Source organism: Parcubacteria group bacterium (genome assembly GCA_041657845.1).
GTDB lineage: Bacteria > Patescibacteriota > Minisyncoccia > Moranbacterales > JAKLHP01 > JAKLHP01.
This window is the reverse complement of record JBBABD010000007.1, coordinates 24,287-41,769: the sequence shown is the minus strand read 5'-3', so window position 1 is coordinate 41,769 and position 17,483 is coordinate 24,287. Positions and strand designations below refer to the sequence as shown.

General features: G+C 39.7%; 14 protein-coding genes. 11 read left to right on the top strand and 3 right to left on the bottom strand.

Going from position 1 to position 17,483, the window contains the following annotated elements; translation table 11 throughout:
- The first annotated feature begins 27 nt into the window (after positions 1–27).
- The 8 genes from WC906_02140 (at position 28) to WC906_02105 (ending at position 12,732) form a co-directional block, all read left to right on the top strand.
- Positions 28–6,579, top strand: a complete 6,552-nt coding sequence (locus WC906_02140; GenBank protein ID MFA5777214.1) for a hypothetical protein — start codon at positions 28–30, stop codon at positions 6,577–6,579.
- The gene (locus tag WC906_02135; protein MFA5777213.1) at positions 6,567–7,445 is read left to right on the top strand and encodes an ABC transporter ATP-binding protein; all 879 of its coding nucleotides are present in this window, start codon (positions 6,567–6,569) and stop codon (positions 7,443–7,445) included. Before WC906_02140 ends, WC906_02135 begins: the two co-directional genes overlap by 13 nt.
- Complete coding sequence (locus WC906_02130; protein ID MFA5777212.1) at positions 7,435–8,760, top strand: ABC transporter permease; 1,326 nt, start codon at positions 7,435–7,437, stop codon at positions 8,758–8,760. The genes WC906_02135 and WC906_02130 overlap by 11 nt, the downstream gene beginning before the upstream one ends.
- A 187-nt stretch (positions 8,761–8,947) precedes the next feature.
- Entirely contained in the window at positions 8,948–9,148 is a 201-nt protein-coding gene (locus WC906_02125; GenBank protein MFA5777211.1) for a cold shock domain-containing protein, read from the top strand.
- 106 nt (positions 9,149–9,254) lie between these two features.
- A complete protein-coding gene (locus WC906_02120; GenBank protein MFA5777210.1) occupies positions 9,255–9,959 on the top strand; it encodes a peptidylprolyl isomerase in 705 nt (234 codons plus the stop codon).
- A complete protein-coding gene (locus tag WC906_02115) occupies positions 9,949–10,527 on the top strand; it encodes a hypothetical protein (GenBank protein ID MFA5777209.1) in 579 nt (192 codons plus the stop codon). The genes WC906_02120 and WC906_02115 overlap by 11 nt, the downstream gene beginning before the upstream one ends.
- A 36-nt stretch (positions 10,528–10,563) precedes the next feature.
- The gene (locus WC906_02110; GenBank protein MFA5777208.1) at positions 10,564–11,823 is read left to right on the top strand and encodes an NAD(P)/FAD-dependent oxidoreductase; all 1,260 of its coding nucleotides are present in this window, start codon (positions 10,564–10,566) and stop codon (positions 11,821–11,823) included.
- Between the two features lie 243 nt (positions 11,824–12,066).
- A complete protein-coding gene (locus WC906_02105; GenBank protein ID MFA5777207.1) occupies positions 12,067–12,732 on the top strand; it encodes a hypothetical protein in 666 nt (221 codons plus the stop codon).
- A 252-nt stretch (positions 12,733–12,984) separates the two neighbouring features.
- On the opposite strand, the gene WC906_02100 is transcribed toward WC906_02105, so the two are convergent.
- Complete coding sequence (locus WC906_02100) at positions 12,985–13,134, bottom strand: hypothetical protein (protein ID MFA5777206.1); 150 nt, start codon at positions 13,132–13,134, stop codon at positions 12,985–12,987.
- A gap of 31 nt (positions 13,135–13,165) precedes the next feature.
- Positions 13,166–13,414 carry a four helix bundle protein gene (locus WC906_02095; protein MFA5777205.1) on the bottom strand — a complete coding sequence of 83 codons (249 nt, stop codon included), beginning with the start codon at positions 13,412–13,414 and terminating at the stop codon, positions 13,166–13,168.
- Between the two features lie 159 nt (positions 13,415–13,573).
- Between WC906_02095 and WC906_02090 the strand changes: the two genes are divergently transcribed.
- Positions 13,574–14,650 (top strand): reverse transcriptase/maturase family protein, encoded by a 1,077-nt coding sequence (locus WC906_02090; protein ID MFA5777204.1) that lies wholly within the window; start codon positions 13,574–13,576, stop codon positions 14,648–14,650.
- A 156-nt stretch (positions 14,651–14,806) separates the two neighbouring features.
- Here WC906_02090 and WC906_02085 read toward each other — a convergent pair whose 3' ends face one another.
- Positions 14,807–16,153 carry an MFS transporter gene (locus tag WC906_02085; protein ID MFA5777203.1) on the bottom strand — a complete coding sequence of 449 codons (1,347 nt, stop codon included), beginning with the start codon at positions 16,151–16,153 and terminating at the stop codon, positions 14,807–14,809.
- 298 nt (positions 16,154–16,451) lie between these two features.
- On the opposite strand from WC906_02085, the gene WC906_02080 reads away from it, so the two are divergent.
- A complete protein-coding gene (locus WC906_02080; protein MFA5777202.1) occupies positions 16,452–17,003 on the top strand; it encodes an RNA polymerase sigma factor in 552 nt (183 codons plus the stop codon).
- A 58-nt stretch (positions 17,004–17,061) separates the two neighbouring features.
- A complete protein-coding gene (locus tag WC906_02075) occupies positions 17,062–17,478 on the top strand; it encodes a hypothetical protein (GenBank protein MFA5777201.1) in 417 nt (138 codons plus the stop codon).
- Positions 17,479–17,483 lie beyond the last annotated feature (5 nt).

Genomic DNA, 17,483 nt, shown 5'->3' with positions numbered 1-17,483 from the left:
GTTTATTGGAATGGGTATTTATATTTTATGAGGTCGTACGGCTATATGGATTTTCTTAGATATCAGCTTTCAACCAATACTTGGGAAGTTTTAACTTCTGATCCGACGCCTCAAGCAGTTAATTATGGGTCGTTAACTTTTAATGAAACCGAAAATCTTATTTATGCTTTCAGAGGAAACGGAACGACGGATTTTTGGAAATTTGATCCGGCAGCAACTGCTGGACAAGGATGGATTGGACCGAAACAGTTTTCAAATACAGCCGGAACTCTTCAGGCTTTGTATTTGGGAAGCGATGTTATTTGGAACAAGCAGGCGGGAGCAAATAGCAAGCTGTATACATTTCAGGGAAACAACACGGCTAACTTTTTTGTCTACAATACGACTGGCAATTCATGGACAACCGGTGCGCCTAATCCGAGTTTTACAATTAGAAATGATATGAAAGGCGAAGCTGATAGTTCCGGAAACATATATATGCCCAGATACAGCAATGCCAGCATCATTCAAATATTTAATGGAACAACATGGTCGGCAATGACAGCTCAGCCGACTGGGGCGACGGCTACTGATGGAGCCGGACTGGCATTTGTCGGAAATGATATTTATTATATCCGCGGAGGAGCGAATCCTTGCATGTACAGGTACAACTCAGGGTTATCTACGCCCGCTTGGGGAAGTTGTATCGCAACAGCCATTAACACTTCCGGCCAAATAACCACTTATTATCCTTATATCGGAGCCAGAATTACTTCAGATGGAACGGACGTCTATATGTTTCCGGGAGATGGAGAAACGGCTTTTCTAAAATACACCGTGTCTTCAGGCACTTGGTCTAATTTAACTAAGACGCCTTTCTCTCAACATTATGGATCGGATATGACTTATGATTCGAACAACTCAAAGATATACGCCTTAGCTGGATTATATAAAGATGAAACATGGGAATATGATATTACAGCTAACGCGTGGAGACATCTTCCGAACAGCCAGAAATTTACTTTCGGAAGAGGTCCAGAAAGAGGAGCTTCGATTGAGTATGCTGGAGGAAGTTCAATTTATGCGACGATCGGGCAGGGAGTCGGATTGCCTTCAGCTTCAGCAGATATGTGGAGCTTTACTGTGCCGACTAATAATTATCCAACTACTGGAACTAATACATACGTAAGCGATGCGATTGATTTGGGTCAGGTATCAAGCGGAACGTCGTTTTCTTTTAATCAAGATACTCCTGCCAATACGAGTGTAACTTATGAATTGTGCAGTAATGCCGATCAATCTGCGTGTACTTCTTGGCACAATATTACAGATGGGGTAATCAGTGACTTAACAATCAGCAGGTATGCTTATATTAAAATCACTCTTTCAACTTCAAATGGCACAAGTACCCCGACCGTTTATGATTATACAATTTCTTATGCTTCCAGCGATACGAATCCTTCCGTTCCGGAAAATCTAGTTTCTTCGTCTGAACGGGATGGCGAAGCTATTTTAACAGACAATGAATATACCCATGAACATCCCTATTTTAGCTGGACTGCCGGAGAAGATAATGGATCGGGAGTTGCCGGGTATTATGTATATTTCGGAAAAAATAGCGAAGCTAATCCAATAACAGATGGAGTCTATCAGACAGCAACTAACTATTCCGTAAATGAAGCGATGAATTACGATACTGATCCAGTGCACAATTACGGAACATATTATCTAATAATAAAAGCGAAGGATAATAATAATTTGGTTTCGGATGCCTGGTCGCCATTCATTTATAAATACAAAGGGGTCTCACCTGAACAAACGGTCACTAAAAGTCTTCAGGATGATTTTAATAAGACGGGAGCAGATTTCGATAGCGGAAAAATTTCTTATAGTTCGGTTGATGGATCTCTTCGCCTCAATAATGTTTCCGGTTTTTGGAATCAATCTAGACTTTCCGCTTCTCCGTACTATACATATATAGGAGGAGAACTAGCTATGGGCGAATGCAAAACAGCTGGAGAAGAAAGTTTAAATGGAAACCATTGTCTGTATACTTTTCAGGGAAACAATACTCAGGTTTTGATGCGTTATGAAATTGAAACGGATACGTGGATAAATTCAACTGCTAATCCGACCGAACTAGACTTGGCTCCTTTGGGAATTTATAACGGAGGAACCATAACGGAAGGACCGGAAGGATATCTTTACGCGTCCAGAGGAGTATCGCAGCCAACTTTTTGGAGATATGACATTGCTAATCATAGATGGCTTCAGATGGATGACGCTCCGAAAATTTTTACTTACGGTTCGATTTTGAATTATGACGGAAGCCGGTACATCTACATGACTCCGGGAGGAGATGATGCTTTCTATCGATTTGATACTTGCAACGAACAGGACGATTGTACGCCAGAATGGACTCAGATGGAAAATGCCGATTTCGGAAATCCGAACACATCCGATGGGCAAAAGACATCCTATGGAGCAGATTCTATTTATGATGGAAGAAATAATATTTATGTTCTTCAGGGAGGTTTCTATCCATACTTTGCTAAATATTCCATTGCCGATGACGGAGGCCATGGAGAAACCGAAGATGCTTGGACTACACTTCCCGCGGCTCCAATCGGATTTTATATTGGAGGAAGTATGGAATTTGACGGAGATCATACCATCTATGCTCTGTCAGGGAATAATCGAATGAAGTTTTTGAAATATGATATCAATACTGAAACTTGGTCATTTCTTCCCGATGCGCCGTCCACGATTTATTATGGCGCTTCAATGAAATATTATAATGGTTATTTGTATACGACACGCGGAGGAACATCCTCTACTGCCTTCTACAGATTTAATATTGCAACTAATACCTGGGAGCTTCCCAATAGGGATTTCTTCGGGCCTCATGACGTAAGCGGGTCGGTTTATTTCCCATTTTCAAATGGAGCTTTAATGGCCGACGATGGAAACGGGAATATTTATCTTGGTCGGGGAGCTTATGACAATACCTTTGGAAAATATGACACTTCAACAGGTTCATTTAATTCTTTGGCCGATCTTCCAATCGGCGCTTACAATGGATCGAATATTGTTTACAATGGAACGGAGAGTGCTATCTATTATGTTTCAGGAAGTGGAATTAGGACAAGGAGAACCGGAACAGACACGACTAACCCGTATTTTTACAAATATGATATTGAGACTAATTCCTGGACAGAGATAACAACTGATCGCCCGCCTGCTCTTCTGGCTGCCGGATCTTCTATGGCCTACGACGGATCGCAATACATTTATTTAACGCAAGGAGGATCGACAACCTGGTGGCGTTATGATACCGATGGTTCGCCTGGTTCTCGTTGGCAAGCGTTGTCGACAACCGGAAGCTGTACGAGTGGAAACGGAAGCAAGATAATATACAAAGATGAAACTATTTATCGCATTTCGGCTGGAAATTCGCGGACTAATTGCAAGATAAGCGGAGACTTCGAAGATGATTCCTGGACTACTTCAAATCTTCTTCCGGCCAATGTTAATTATGGAGCGTCTTTGATTGACGGCAAAGACGGGTATCTCTACGTGACGCAAGGAGGAAATACTAATCCAAATAACTATTACCGCTATGACACTAACGAGTCTAATCCGGATTGGGAAGCCTTAAGCGTTATTCCCGGGCAAGCGACTTATGGAGGAATCGGAACGAACGCTTCCAGTCGGAACTGGGTAATTACCGGAGCTGGAGGAGGAACTACTTATTCTGATGGTTTGTACAGCTATGTAGTTAGTTCATCCGCTAACGGAACCGGATTTGAAAAAACGGGAACGTATACTTCAGAATCGATTGATCTTGCTCAAGCCTATCGCTTTGCTAATCTTACTGCCAATTATACTCTTCCTGCTAATACATCTTTGGAAATTCAGACTAGGACTTCTGCCAACAATTCAAATTGGGGAAGCTGGTCAACTGTTTCCGATGATCATACTTCAGGAAACACGCATAGGTTTTCTATAAATTCAAACCCAGAACGCTATATTCAAGCAAAAATGATTTTCAGCTCTTCTGATCAGATTTATTCTCCAAAGCTTGATGATTTTTCAATTAATTATTATCAAGATCTTTCTGCCCCAAGCAATCCAACTTCAATTAGTGCTTATTCAACTAGCACTAAAACAACTCCAATAGTTACCGATACTTGGTATGGAAATGAGGCGCCTTACTTTGAATGGCCGGCGGCTGAAACTGCCGGAGGAGCGGCAGATAATTCAGGCGGTTCCGGAGTGGCGGGTTATTATGTTTATTTCGGAACAGAAATAGACGGAGAGCCGAGCCAACTCCAAACAGAAACAAACTATACTGCAGCTGGAATGACTAGCGGGCAATATTATTATCTTCGAATTCAGGCAATAGATAATGCTGGAATGGTGCCAGTTGATATTTATCCTGCCTTTATATATCGCTATGATAGTGTTGCTCCATCAAATCCGTCTACGACTTCAGTCAATCCGACTGGATATTCTTCCGCTTCGCTGTTTACTTTTACTTGGGCGGATGATTCAGTTGATGCTAATTCACAACTTGCCAAATTTCAATACCGAACCGGAGGAGATGAAGCAGGAGTTTGGACAGATATTCCTGATCCTGCGACCGTTTCTATTCAGGCAGAGCCTTATCAGCCAAATAAAAATACTTTCTATTTGCGCGCAGTTGATAATGCCGGAAATGCTTCAGTGGCCTTAATTCAAGATTATTATTACTCCGGAGGAGCCGCTTCTCCGCCAACTATTCTAACTGTCGACCCGGATGAGGAAGATAATGCTGATAATGAGTTTACTTTTACTTGGGATTTGCCGGAATCTTATTCCGGGGATCCATCAAAGCTTAAATATTATTATTCAGTCAATGCTCGGCCAACAGCTTACAATACCATCGAAACAACAGCCAAAGCAGCTGGACCTGGACCGTTTGCTACTCAATACGGAGAAAATATTTTCTATGTAGTAGCTTTGAATGAAGGAGGATTGAAAACTAATTCAACTGATATTGACTGGGTGAATCCGGCGCAAGTTCTTTTCTATGCAGAAACTTCTGCTCCTGGATCGCCTCTCAACGTCCAAATATTCGATACTTCCGATCGGGAAAGTGCTGAATATTCTCTTGCGCTCAAATGGAGCACTCCGGCCAGCTATGATCCGGGAAACTTTGCTGGGTATGCGATCTATCGTTCCGATGACAATGTCGATTTCGAAGAAATTGCGACAACCACCGGTTCGGCTTATGTAGATACAGAGCTAGAAAGCAAACTTTACTATTATTATGTAAAATCGAAAGATAAGACCAATAACTTTTCTATTGCCACTAGCACGGTAGAACTTATCCCAACCGGGCGCTACACCAGTCCTCCTGATATCGTGACTGAACCGGCGATTTCTGTGGCGTCTTTTGCGGCTACTATTGCCTGGTCGACGAATCGAGTAGCTAGCTCATTTATCGAGTACGGAACTTCTATTACCCTCGGACAAACCAACGGACAGATAGACAGCGTCACTTCTCACACAGTAAATCTTACCGGATTAAATGCGGCTACTAAATATTATTATCGAGTAAAATTTGTTGATCCGGATGGGAACATTGGAACGTCGGTAGTTTCTAATTTCACCACTAATGATCCTCCAACTATTTCCGATGTAGTTACTTCGGAAGTAGGATTAAGTACGGCTAATATTTCCTGGACGACAAATATGAGCGGAACCTGTACATTGAAATACGGAAAAGGAAGTTTTACTAACACTGTTGAAGAATCTGCTGGCGGAACGACTCACATTCAAAAGCTTTCTATTCTGGAAAGCGCTACTCAGTATCTCTATCAAATAGAATGTCTTGACGCCGATCTGAATTCTTTCAGTTCCGACCAATATGCTTTTACTACCTTGGAGCAGCCAAGAGTGGAAAATATGACAGTGCAAAACAAAGAAGCAGTCGATATTCCAACGATTGCAGTTGGATACACAACTACTCATCCCACATCCACTTTAGTTAAATTTAAGGGTTCAAGCGAATCTAGCTATCATAATTATTTAGTAAATGATCTGAGCACGGAACATTCAGCGACAATCGAAGGACTTGATCCTGCGATTGAATATGAGGTAATTGCCAGTGGAATAGACAGCAACGGAATTGAAGCGGCGACGATGAGCGCTAAAGTCACCACGCTAACCGACAGCCGTCCTCCAGGACTGACAACCAATCGCGCAGTAGGAAGAGTAACAGGAAGAGGAAAGGATGCGAAAGCTAATTTGTATGTTAAAATAGAAACGGATGAGACGACAAAAACTAAAGTGCTTTTCGGAAAAGGAACTATCCTCAATAATTTCGAACAAAGTACAGCCGAAGACCCGGCTAATACTTATCACTTAGTAACTATTCCGGTTGATCCGGGACAAGTTTATAGTTATGTGGTGGAAGCGGTTGATATGGCAGACAATAAAACAAATTCTAACTCGGTAACCGTCGTAGTAGAAGGGGCCAAGGACAATGCGACGGAAATTGTCGTTAATACTTTCAGCAATAAATTCGGCTGGGTAACAAAATTATGGCAGAGATAAAAAGTCAAAAACAAAAAGAAAATCAGGACGAAGAGATTGTTTCCATGCAGGAAAATATTTTGGGAGAGCATGCCGATTTATCTGCTGATTTTGGACATCATGCGGCAGGAGATGCGGTGGTGAAAGTCCTAGAAATATCCAAGGATTTTGTTCTGGGATCAACCACGGTGAATATTTTGAAAAAAGTGAGTTTTGAAATAAAAAGGGGGGAATTCGTGATGCTTATCGGACCTTCAGGTTGCGGAAAATCAACCCTTCTTCATACTATTTACGGGCTGGAACCTCCAACTAGCGGATCGATTTATGTAGAAGATGAAAGTATCTGGGATCATACTAAGAACTGGAGAGCATTTTTTAGAAATCAGTATATTGGCTTTATTCCTCAGCAGGCTTTTTGGATAAAATCACTTTCGGTGATCGAAAATGTTGCTATCCCGGGATTTATTGGAGGACGCGGATATCGAGAAAGCGTTGAGCGGGCATACAAAACTTTAGAAATAGTAGGGATGAAAGAGTGGGCGCATTATCGTCCGTTTGATCTTTCCGGAGGGCAACAGCAAAAAGTAGCTTTTGCCAGGTCGCTTCTTCTCAATCCGAAATTCATTATTGCCGATGAGCCGACAGGAAATTTGGATCAAAAATCCGGAGTCCAGCTTATGGATCTTATCAAAAATTTTAATGAAAAATTTGGAATAACAGTATTAATGGTTTCTCACAACGCCGACCAATTTCATTATGCTACTAGGGCGGTAAAAATGGTCGATGGAGAAATTATTTCTGATTTAAATAATGAGGATGATTTTTCTGTTTCGGAAGTTCCTGCCCAGAATAATCAAAATACTAATGCAGAAAAAAATGAAGTTTAAACTTTTTTCAAAAAAAGAAGGAATTATGGGAAAGGGTGTCCGAGGAGAGGACATTAATTATACCATTGGAGAAAAGCCAAAAGAAACCTGGAAGGAAAAACATATGGGCATCAGTCTTTCTATGATTCTTTATATTAGTCTTAAAAATCTTAAGGTAAGTCGAACGAGGTCGGTTCTAACAATTGGAGGGGTGGCTCTAGGAATTGCGATCATCACGTTCTTATTAAGCATGGGATTTGGAGTACAAAGAATGATTGTGGATGAGGTGACTAAGGATAACCCGATTAACGTTATCGATGTAAGTAATGGAAATCTGGATAATTTCGTCTTTCTGAATGGAGAATCGGTGGACAAAATAAAAAATATTGATGGAGTGGAAAAAATAGAAAGAAGAGTTAACGGAGGAGGAAAGATTATTTTAGGGGAATCGCAAACGGACGTGGTTATTTATGGCACAACTGTTGATTATTTGGATATGGCCAGAATTAATTACAGGCAAAATGGAGGAAAATTTTTCAATGAAGAAAATAATGTGCTTATTTCCGATCGATTAGCTAGCCTTCTGGGATTTCAGAATTCATATGATGCGATTGGAAAAACAATAACCTATAATATTATGATTACGAAGGATATTAATTCTAAGGCGGGAGAAGACAGCGTGGCGGAAAATAATGAGATATCAATTTCGGGAGTCATATCTGGAACCGACAACGCTTATATTTATATCCCATTCAAAACTCTTGAGGACAAATTCGGGATTAATTCGGCTCAAGAAGGAAAAGTTGCGATTTCTGATATGGCCAAATTCGATAATGTCAAAGCGCAATTAGAACAAATGGGTTTCCTGACGGATAGCGTCAATGATTTGCTCGTTGATATTAACAATTTTTTCAACACGGTGAGAATCATTATGGTGATTTTTGGAATAATAATAATGTCCATATCGGTTATGGGAATGCTTAATACTTTAAGCGTATCTCTTCTCCAGCGAACCAAGGAAATTGGAATTCTAAAAGCGCTTGGAACTAAAAGAATCGATGTTTTCAAAATGTTTGTGCTTGAATCTATGATAATAAGCTTTATGGGCGGAGTGATTGGCTTTTTTGCTGGATGCGGTTTTGCTTTTTTAGTGAACAAGGTGATGATTGTGATGGGAAGCAGAATGGGTGTAAGTTTGGCTTATTTTGTTTTTATCCCTTCTTCTTTTATCATTTCCATCGCCTGTTTTATTGTTTTTCTGGGAATTATCACTGGAATTATGCCGGCATTTCGTGCGGCGAAGATCCATGCTTTGGAGGCTTTGAGATATGAATAGCTTTTTTTAATTTAATACTGGCTATGTAAATAGTTGCATCATTTTACTTTTTTGATATTTCGATTTGACTTATGTTGTGTAAGGTGCTATCATAGACATATGCCACGGTGGCATGCAGAAGCAGCGTAGTCGAACTTTTCTTGCATAGAACCCAAGTGAGCATTTAATCAAATTTTTGTTAAAAACAATGGCAAAAGGAACAATAAAGAAACTGACCGAGCGAGGTTTTGGTTTCATTACTCCTGAAGGAGGCGACAAAGACCTTTTCTTTCATTCGAAAGAACTCGTTGATGTTCAATTCAATGAACTTCGAGAAGGTGATGCAGTTGAATTCGAAGTAAGCGAAAGCCCAAAAGGACCAAATGCAACTCAGGTAAAAAGAATATAGTTCGACGTATCTATATTGAAATTTCAAACAGTCCCGAATATTCGGGACTGTTTTTTTATGGTAGAATATACCTGCGGTTAAATTAATAACTAAAGCTAGAATCATTATGAGGTCAAAAATATTGTTATCGTTATCATTTATTGCAATTGTGATGTTGCTTTCTGGGTGCAGTTCCCAGCAAAGCGGCAGCATAAGCAAAAATCAAAAAAATATGGATCAAAATCAAACGCAAAACACAGATCATATCTCAAGCACGCTAAATGCAAAAAGTCAGGAAAAAAATAATGATGTCAGCCCGGATGTTTTAAACTATACCGAAAAGTATAACGCGGCCGAAATCGAAACCAACCTTGGGAAAATTAAAGTAAAATTCTACAATGCCGAAGCTCCGATTACGGTTAATAATTTTATGAAGCTCTCTGACCAAAAATTTTATGACGGGATAAAATTCCATCGAGTAATCAAAGGTTTTATGATTCAAGGAGGAGATCCTAATTCCAAGACGGGAGATTCGTCTACTTGGGGAACCGGCGGTCCCGGATATAAATTCAATGATGAACTCAAAGGAACGGAAAAATATCCGCAAGGGACGCTGGCTATGGCCAACTCCGGTCCAAATACCAACGGCAGCCAGTTTTTTATTGTGACGGCTAGTCCCGAGGCGCCTCTTCCGCCAAGCTATACGGTTTTTGGAATTGTTTTGTCAGGCATGGACACAGCTCTCAAAATTGAAAATGTGAAAACCGGAGCCAATGATCGTCCGGTGGAAGATGTGGTTATTAAAAGCATAATGCTTCTTAATGAAAAATAGGAAAAATAAAAAAGAAAAAACAATAACCTTGAATTTCAATCATTTCAAAATTATCCTTGTCTCTTTGATGGTTTTGGTTTTTTTGGCAGTCATTTTTTTTGTTGCGGAAGTGCTTAAAAACAAAGGAATAGTTTCCAGCACCGATTTTTCCTATGATCTGGAGAGCCGGTTGAATTCAATGGTCTCCGGATATCCGATACAAGAAATGGCTCCATACATTTCCAAGCAGGACAGGATGTCAGCGGCCTTTCTAGTGGCAATTGCCAAAAAAGAAAGCAATTGGGGAAAGCGCTCTCCTCAAAAAGACGGAAAAACTTGCTACAATTATTGGGGCTATCGAGGAACATATAACCAGACTAATTCAGGATATAGTTGTTTCGATTCTCCGGAGCAAGCGGTAAATGATGTGGGGAAAAGGATAAAAGACCTTGTTGATAAAAAAGTAAATTCTCCGGAAAAAATGGCCTTAGCCTGGAAATGCGGATGGGATTGTTCAGGCCATAGCTTCTTTAGCGTCAAGAAATGGGAATGGGATGTGAGATATTATTTTGACAAAGTTTATTACTGAGAATATATTACTATTATTCAGTTTTTATTTTAATCTATGGAAACTAAACAAAAATTCGATGTGGCGGTGATTGGCGGAGGTCCGGCGGGAATGATGGCGGCGGGAAAAGCGGCGGAAAGCGGCGCTAGTGTTGTTATTATCGATAGAAACAGGACTCTGGGCAGAAAACTTTTGATTACCGGAAAAGGACGGTGTAACATTACTCAAGCGGAATTTGATAGTCGAGAATTTATTAAAAAAATAGGAAAAAATGGGAAATTTCTTTTTTCTTCTTTTTCGCAGTTTGGGCCGGAAGAAGTGATTAAATTTTTTGAAGAAAAAGGACTCAAGACAAAAATTGAAAGAGGCGGAAGAGTTTTTCCGATTTCCGATAAAGCGGAAGATGTTTTGAATATTTTGAAAGAATATTTAAAGAAAAATAATGTGCAGATGCTTTTGGGAAGAGAAGTGTTTGGATTCAAAATTAGCAAAGGAAAAATTGAAAGCGTTAAATTAAAAGAAGAAAATATTTTTGCCGACAAGTTCATTCTGGCTGTCGGAGGAAAAGCCTATCCGATAACCGGATCAGCAGGAGATGGTTATATTTGGGCAAAAGAAATGGGTCATATTATTGTGAATCCGGAGCCATCGCTTGTTCCGGTAAAAATAAAAGAAAATTGGATAAAAGATTTGCAAGGCTTGAGCCTTAAGAATATCCAAATAAATATTTTCCAAAATGGAAAAAAGCAAGACTGCCGATTCGGCGAAATGCTTTTCACGCACTTTGGAATTAGCGGTCCAATAATTTTGGATGCAAGCAAAAAAATCGGAGAACTTTTGAAAAATGGAGAAGTGATAATAGAAATTGATTTGAAACCGGCTTTGGATTTGTTGCAACTTGACAAAAGATTGCAAAGGGATTTTGAAGATAACAGGAAGAAGGATTTCAAAAATTACCTTCCCGAACTTTTACCCCAAAAAATGATTGAAACATTTTTGAAACTTTCCGGAATTGATCCGCATCAAAAATTGCATTTCATCACCAAGGAAGAAAGAAAAAAGATTCTGCATCTGCTTAAGGAAATGAAAATGACGGTAGGCAGCCTTTTGGGATTTGACCAGGCAATCGTTACCAGCGGAGGAGTGAATCTTAAAGAGGTAGATTCCAAAACGATGCAATCTCGAAAAATTAAAAATCTTTACTTTGCCGGAGAAATTCTGGATCTGGATGGTCCGACCGGCGGATATAATCTTCAAATCTGCTGGAGTACGGGATACGCGGCAGGAATGCATGCTGGAAATACTAAATCTTCGTAAAAAAACCTTTATTTAAAGCAAAATCAACCTATCGCGTTTGACAAAACGCCATTTTGAGCGTATACTGTTAGGTTGATGAAAAAATTAACAAAAAATCATCCAGTTCTTTGAATTCATAAAAATCATCGCAGCTTTTAGGGAGTTTTTGTAAATTTTCTGAAAGCTGCGATGAAACAAAATTCTGACTAGCCTGGGACTTTGATTGAATTCAAAGCGAGGGGCGGTCAAAAAAAGGAGGGCATTATGCCTAGATCGAAAAAGGAAGTGGAAGCAATAGTATCGGCAATGGGAGTTTTTATGGGATTTATTTCTAATCTAGTCGAGCTTGTGAAAAAGCTTGGCGGATCAATGGAAAATATTTATCACCTTGCAACTCCCGAGGGAAGTAGCAAGCTCGAGGCCATTGCGCGCATTATCGTTGAAAAGACGGAGAAAGCAAGGGAAGTCATTCTCAAACTTATCTCCGGCGGTGAATCTCTCATCCTCGACGCGGTTGATGGAGCGGAAACCCTGGCGGAAGCGGAAGATGTTTTCGCCTATATCGACTCTGATTTCAAAAAATATAGAGCCGATGAAAAAGGACCGGCGACAGACGAAACCCCAGTGGAAGTTTATGAGATGGCGAAGGACGCGACTTTTGCGCAAATGTTCGGAAGTTTAAATTATGATGTGGGCAGGCTCTGTCTTACCCAACATCAGATAAAGAACTTTGTGAGAAAGTATCGCGGCTGGCTGCGAAAGGATGGATACCCCACTTTTTTCCTATTTAAGTCGAATAATCAGTTCTTCGTTGCCTGCGTGTTCTTCGGCTCCGGCGGTGTGCTCGAGGTGGACGTCGGCAGGTTCGGGAGCGACGATGTCTGGTATGCCGGGAGTCGCCGTCGGGTCGTAGTTCCGCAACTGGCTTAACACTCCAGAGCTTTGCCCTTCTGAACCTTAGTCCCTTGGATTCTTTAACACTTTGAATCCAGGGGATTTTTTTATATAATAATAATGCAACTCTGGAAAATTTGCGGCTACGGCTTCAAGTCAAAGTTGTTGAAAATTTTTATCCGAGAATTTTGCCGGATAAGTCTTGCAAGAGAGTGGATATATTTTTTCAAATAAAAAAACAGCCAGTTGGTGTGGTAAGCTGGTGAACTTCTAGGTTCCAAATAAGATTCAATCCCGAGAGTATTCAAAGGATGGTGGAATGGATGGCTTATTGCATATTTCTTCGTTGCCAACGTGAACTTCAACTCCGACGGTAAGCTCAAGGTGAACGTCAACAGGTTCGAGAACGACAATGTCTGGAATGCCGAGAATCGCCATCGAGTCGTAGTTCCGAAACTTGCTTTTTCTCTCATCCATTAGCGGGTGAGAGTTTTTGTAAAAGTCCTTTTTTCCAACCGCCGAGCATTCTTCCAATTTCCTCAAGATTTTTCGAAAGTTCTAGAAATTTATTATTGGGAATCAGTTTATTTTCCCAGGCCAGCTGAATAAAGAACTTCAAGGAATCCATTTTTGAAATAACTTTTCCCAGCAGGATTATTTTTTGTTCCGGTGGAAGATAAGAAGCGGTAAAAGCTAACTCCAGAATTTCGATAAACAATAAATCAATTTTACGCCCAAGCCCGTAGCGTTCCGTTTTGGGGAAATTGCGATACAAAACCAGCCAAAATTGATACGCCGTTTTTTCTTTAGATATTACCGATGGTAATCCGTTGGGGGGGGGTCATAGAAGTTTAAAGTTAAAAATTAAAAGTTCAAAATGAAAACACAATTTAATGGTGATTATAATTCCATTATTTCTATCGAAAACCTGTTGCAAGCTTGGAAAGAATTTGAAAAAGGCAAAAAGAGCAAGAAAGATGTCCAGGAATTTTCTTTCCATTTAATGAATAATATTTTTTCACTTCACGAAGAACTTTTTAATCATACATATAACCACGGCGGTTATCAAGCCTTTAAAATCAACGATCCCAAGCCGAGAGATATTCACAAAGCTAGCGTCAAGGATAGACTTTTGCATCATGCGATTTATCGCATACTTTATTCATTTTTCGATAAAACCTTTATCGCTGATTCATATTCTTGCCGAAATGGGAAAGGAACACATAAAGCGGTTAATAGATTTTTGGAATTTTCCCGCAAAGTGAGCCAGAATAATGCCAAGACTTGTTGGATTTTAAAATGCGATATCCAAAAATTCTTTGCTAACATTGACCACAAAATATTATTAAAAATACTGAAAGAATATATTCCGGATAAAAATATCATTGGGCTTTTGGAAAATGTTATTCTAAGTTTTCCGCCATTTAAAGTTACCTCACCCCGACCCTCTCCTAAAAGGAGAGGGGGATTAGAAGATGCAGGGCTTCCGCTCGGCAATCTCACTTCCCAATTATTCGTAAATATCTATATGAATAAATTTGATCAATTCGCGAAGCACAAACTGAAAGCCGAATATTATATCCGTTACGCGGATGATTTTGTGATTTTCTCAAAAGACAAGAAATGGCTCGAAAAACAAATTCCTGATATTAGAGATTTTTTGGATAATGAATTGAAACTTGAACTTCATCCGGATAAAGTTTCAATCAAAACTCTTTCTTCCGGTGTTGATTTTCTGGGAATGGTTAACTTTTCCGATCACCGAATTCTGCGGACAAAGACAAAAAGAAGAATGATAAAAAAACTATCCGAAAAACGAGAGTTACGGGATGAAGATTTAATTTCCAAAGAATCTTTCAATCTAAGCTTGCAGTCGTATTTGGGAATTTTGGGGCATTGCAGGGGGTATATGATTGAAAAGAGAATAAAAGCGGGATTTAGTTGTACTATATAGTGAGACCACCTATTGAAATTTGAAAAGATTAAATTAGTGAAACTGTCAGTTATTCCTCTAAGGGGGAAGAATAACGGGCGGAAACGATGGATACTAGAAAGAGCAGATAAGAAGAGAAAATTTTGGAAACGAGGCGGTCTTTTTTATAGAAATTTTTTAGATCGGGCTTTGAAACCCGGTTTTTTTGTTGCCCGATTGCAAGTTGTAATTTTTGAAAGACAGCCGTATTTTTTTGCGGAAAGAAAAAAGGATGGCGGCGGCGGCCAGAACAATGAGCGCTCCGGATTGAATTCCGATATTGGTTCCAAACCGCTCGGAAACAAATCCAATTTCAATGCTTCCAATCGGCATAAATCCCATAAACACCAAAGAATAGATGCTCATAACCCTTCCTCGGTATTTATCTTCAATGATTCCTTGGAGAGAACTGTTAATAGTCGAAAAAGCCGAAAGCATTCCAATTCCCGAAAGGAACATAAAGATGAGCGCTAACGGGAAATAGCTGGTTAAAGTAAAGAAAATAATATTTAAAGCGAAAAAAGTAATTCCTCCGAAAATAAAAGTGCGGCTTTTTATTTTTTTGGAAAAGGCTGAAATCAGGATTGTTCCAATAACCGCGCCGATTCCGGAAGCGGAATAAAGATAACCAAGCCCGGTTGCTTCCATATGAAAGGTATTTTTAGCGATTACCGGAAGCATAGTGCCGTAAGCCCAGCCAAAAACAGCAATAACTCCGGTAAACAGAATCATACTGCGGATGAGAGGATGGTTCCAGGAATAGGAGAGTCCTTCTTTGATGGCTTTAATCGGATGAGGATGATCGGTTTTGGGAAGAGGAGCAGTTTTGATGATGAGGAGTGCAATGATTACAGCAATGTAGCTGGCTCCGTTGGCAAGAAAAGCGCCTCCGGTTCCGATGGTGGCAATCAAAAATCCGGCAATTCCCGGTCCAATAACCCGGGCGCTATTAAACATCGCCGAATTCAAGGCGATAGCTGAAGGCAAATCTTCTTTTTCAACCAGATCAACGGAAAAAGCTTGCCTGGCTGGAGCGTCAATGGCGTTGACACATCCCAAAAGAAAGGCGATAATAAGTATTTGCCAGATTGTGATAACTCCGGAAACGGACAGTCCTCCCAAAACAAAAGCCAAAACCATAGAAGCTATTTGAGTAAGGATCAGCAGTTTTCTTTTGGGAAAACGATCGGCAATTACTCCTCCGATAAGGGAAAAAATAAGCGTAGGAATAGTGGAAACGGCGGCAACGAGACCGACATAAAAAGCAGAATTGGTAAGCTGGAGCACCAGCCATCCTTCAGCGACAATCTGGAGCCAGGTGCCGATCAAAGAAACAACTTGTCCGCCGAAATAGAGCTGGTAATTTCTGCTTTTGAATGCCGGAAAGACCGAGAACATTTTTCTGGTCCAGGCCGGCGCTCTGCCGGCTTCAACTTCAGCGCTTTCGCTGATAATGTATTCTTCTTCTTTGGAAAATTTATCCACCCTATTTAAATATTCCGGTTGAATAGTTTTTACAGCTATTCAATGAATATTTTTAATGAAAATCACCGATTAAATAAATAAGTTATTATTTAACAGGGCAAGTAAAAATATCTTAAAACCAAAACAAATGTTATTATATAATGTATGGCGTTATTAATCAATGTCTTTTGATTTTAATAACTTGCATATTAGACTCTGCCAATTTGCTTGCTGCAGCGCGATGGCGGACTATTTTATAATCGCGCTTCCGAAAAGCAAATTGCCATAGCCTAATATGCAAGCTTAATCTTGTTATCATATGCCGGAAGATGATAGAAAATTAATTGAAGAGTTTACGGAAGGAAATGAGTATTCTTTCGAAAAACTGCTCAATAAATATTTGAAGCCGGTTTTTAATTTTGTCTGCCAATTATCGGGAGATTTTCAGGCGGCCGAAGATCTAACCCAGGAAACTTTTGTCAAAGCCTGGAAGCATATTAAGAAGTTTGACAGAGAAAGAAGTTTCAAGACGTGGATATTTACCATTGCCAAAAACACGACCTACGATTATTTTAAAAAAAAGAAAACGATTCCCTTTTCTAATTTCGTCGATGAAGAAGGAAATAACAAATTGGAAAACGTGTCCGATGGAAGCATTCTTCCCGATGAGATTCTGGAACGAAAGGACATTGCCAGAGAAATGGAAGAAAAACTGAAAGAGATTCCGGAAAAGTATCGGATAATTTTGACGCTTCGCTACAAAGAGGACTTTTCTCTTCAGGAAATATCAGAAATTTTAAAAGTTCCCTATAACACCGTCAAAAGCGGACACAGTAGGGCATTGGGAAAACTAAAAGAAATCATGCAATAATGGAATTCCAATAAATCATAGATGCGCCCTTTCTAATTATTAATTCGTATAGAAACATATGAGCAAACTAAGCCGAATATTCAAGGAAATGAAGCAAATTGAGCCCAAAGCAGGTCTTAACGGTTTAATTTTGCAAAAGATAGGCCTTGAAAAAAGCCGACAAATCAAAAGAAAATTGATTCTTTCATATTCAGGAATGGCCGGTTCTCTTTCAGCGGCTGTTTATGCCTTGATTCATTTTGGCAGTGCATTTTTGAAATCTGAATTTTGGAGCATACTCTCTTTGGCATTTTCCGATTTTATGGTTGTGGCCGGAAGCTGGAAAGAATATTTGTATTCGCTCGGAGAAACCTTGCCGATTGTAAACATAGTAGCAATCCTTGTTCCAATATTTGGCATACTGATGTTTTTAAATTTGTATTTTTCTCTCAAGAAAAATTATAAGCATATTAATAACCATTTTAAATTTATTTAAAAAGA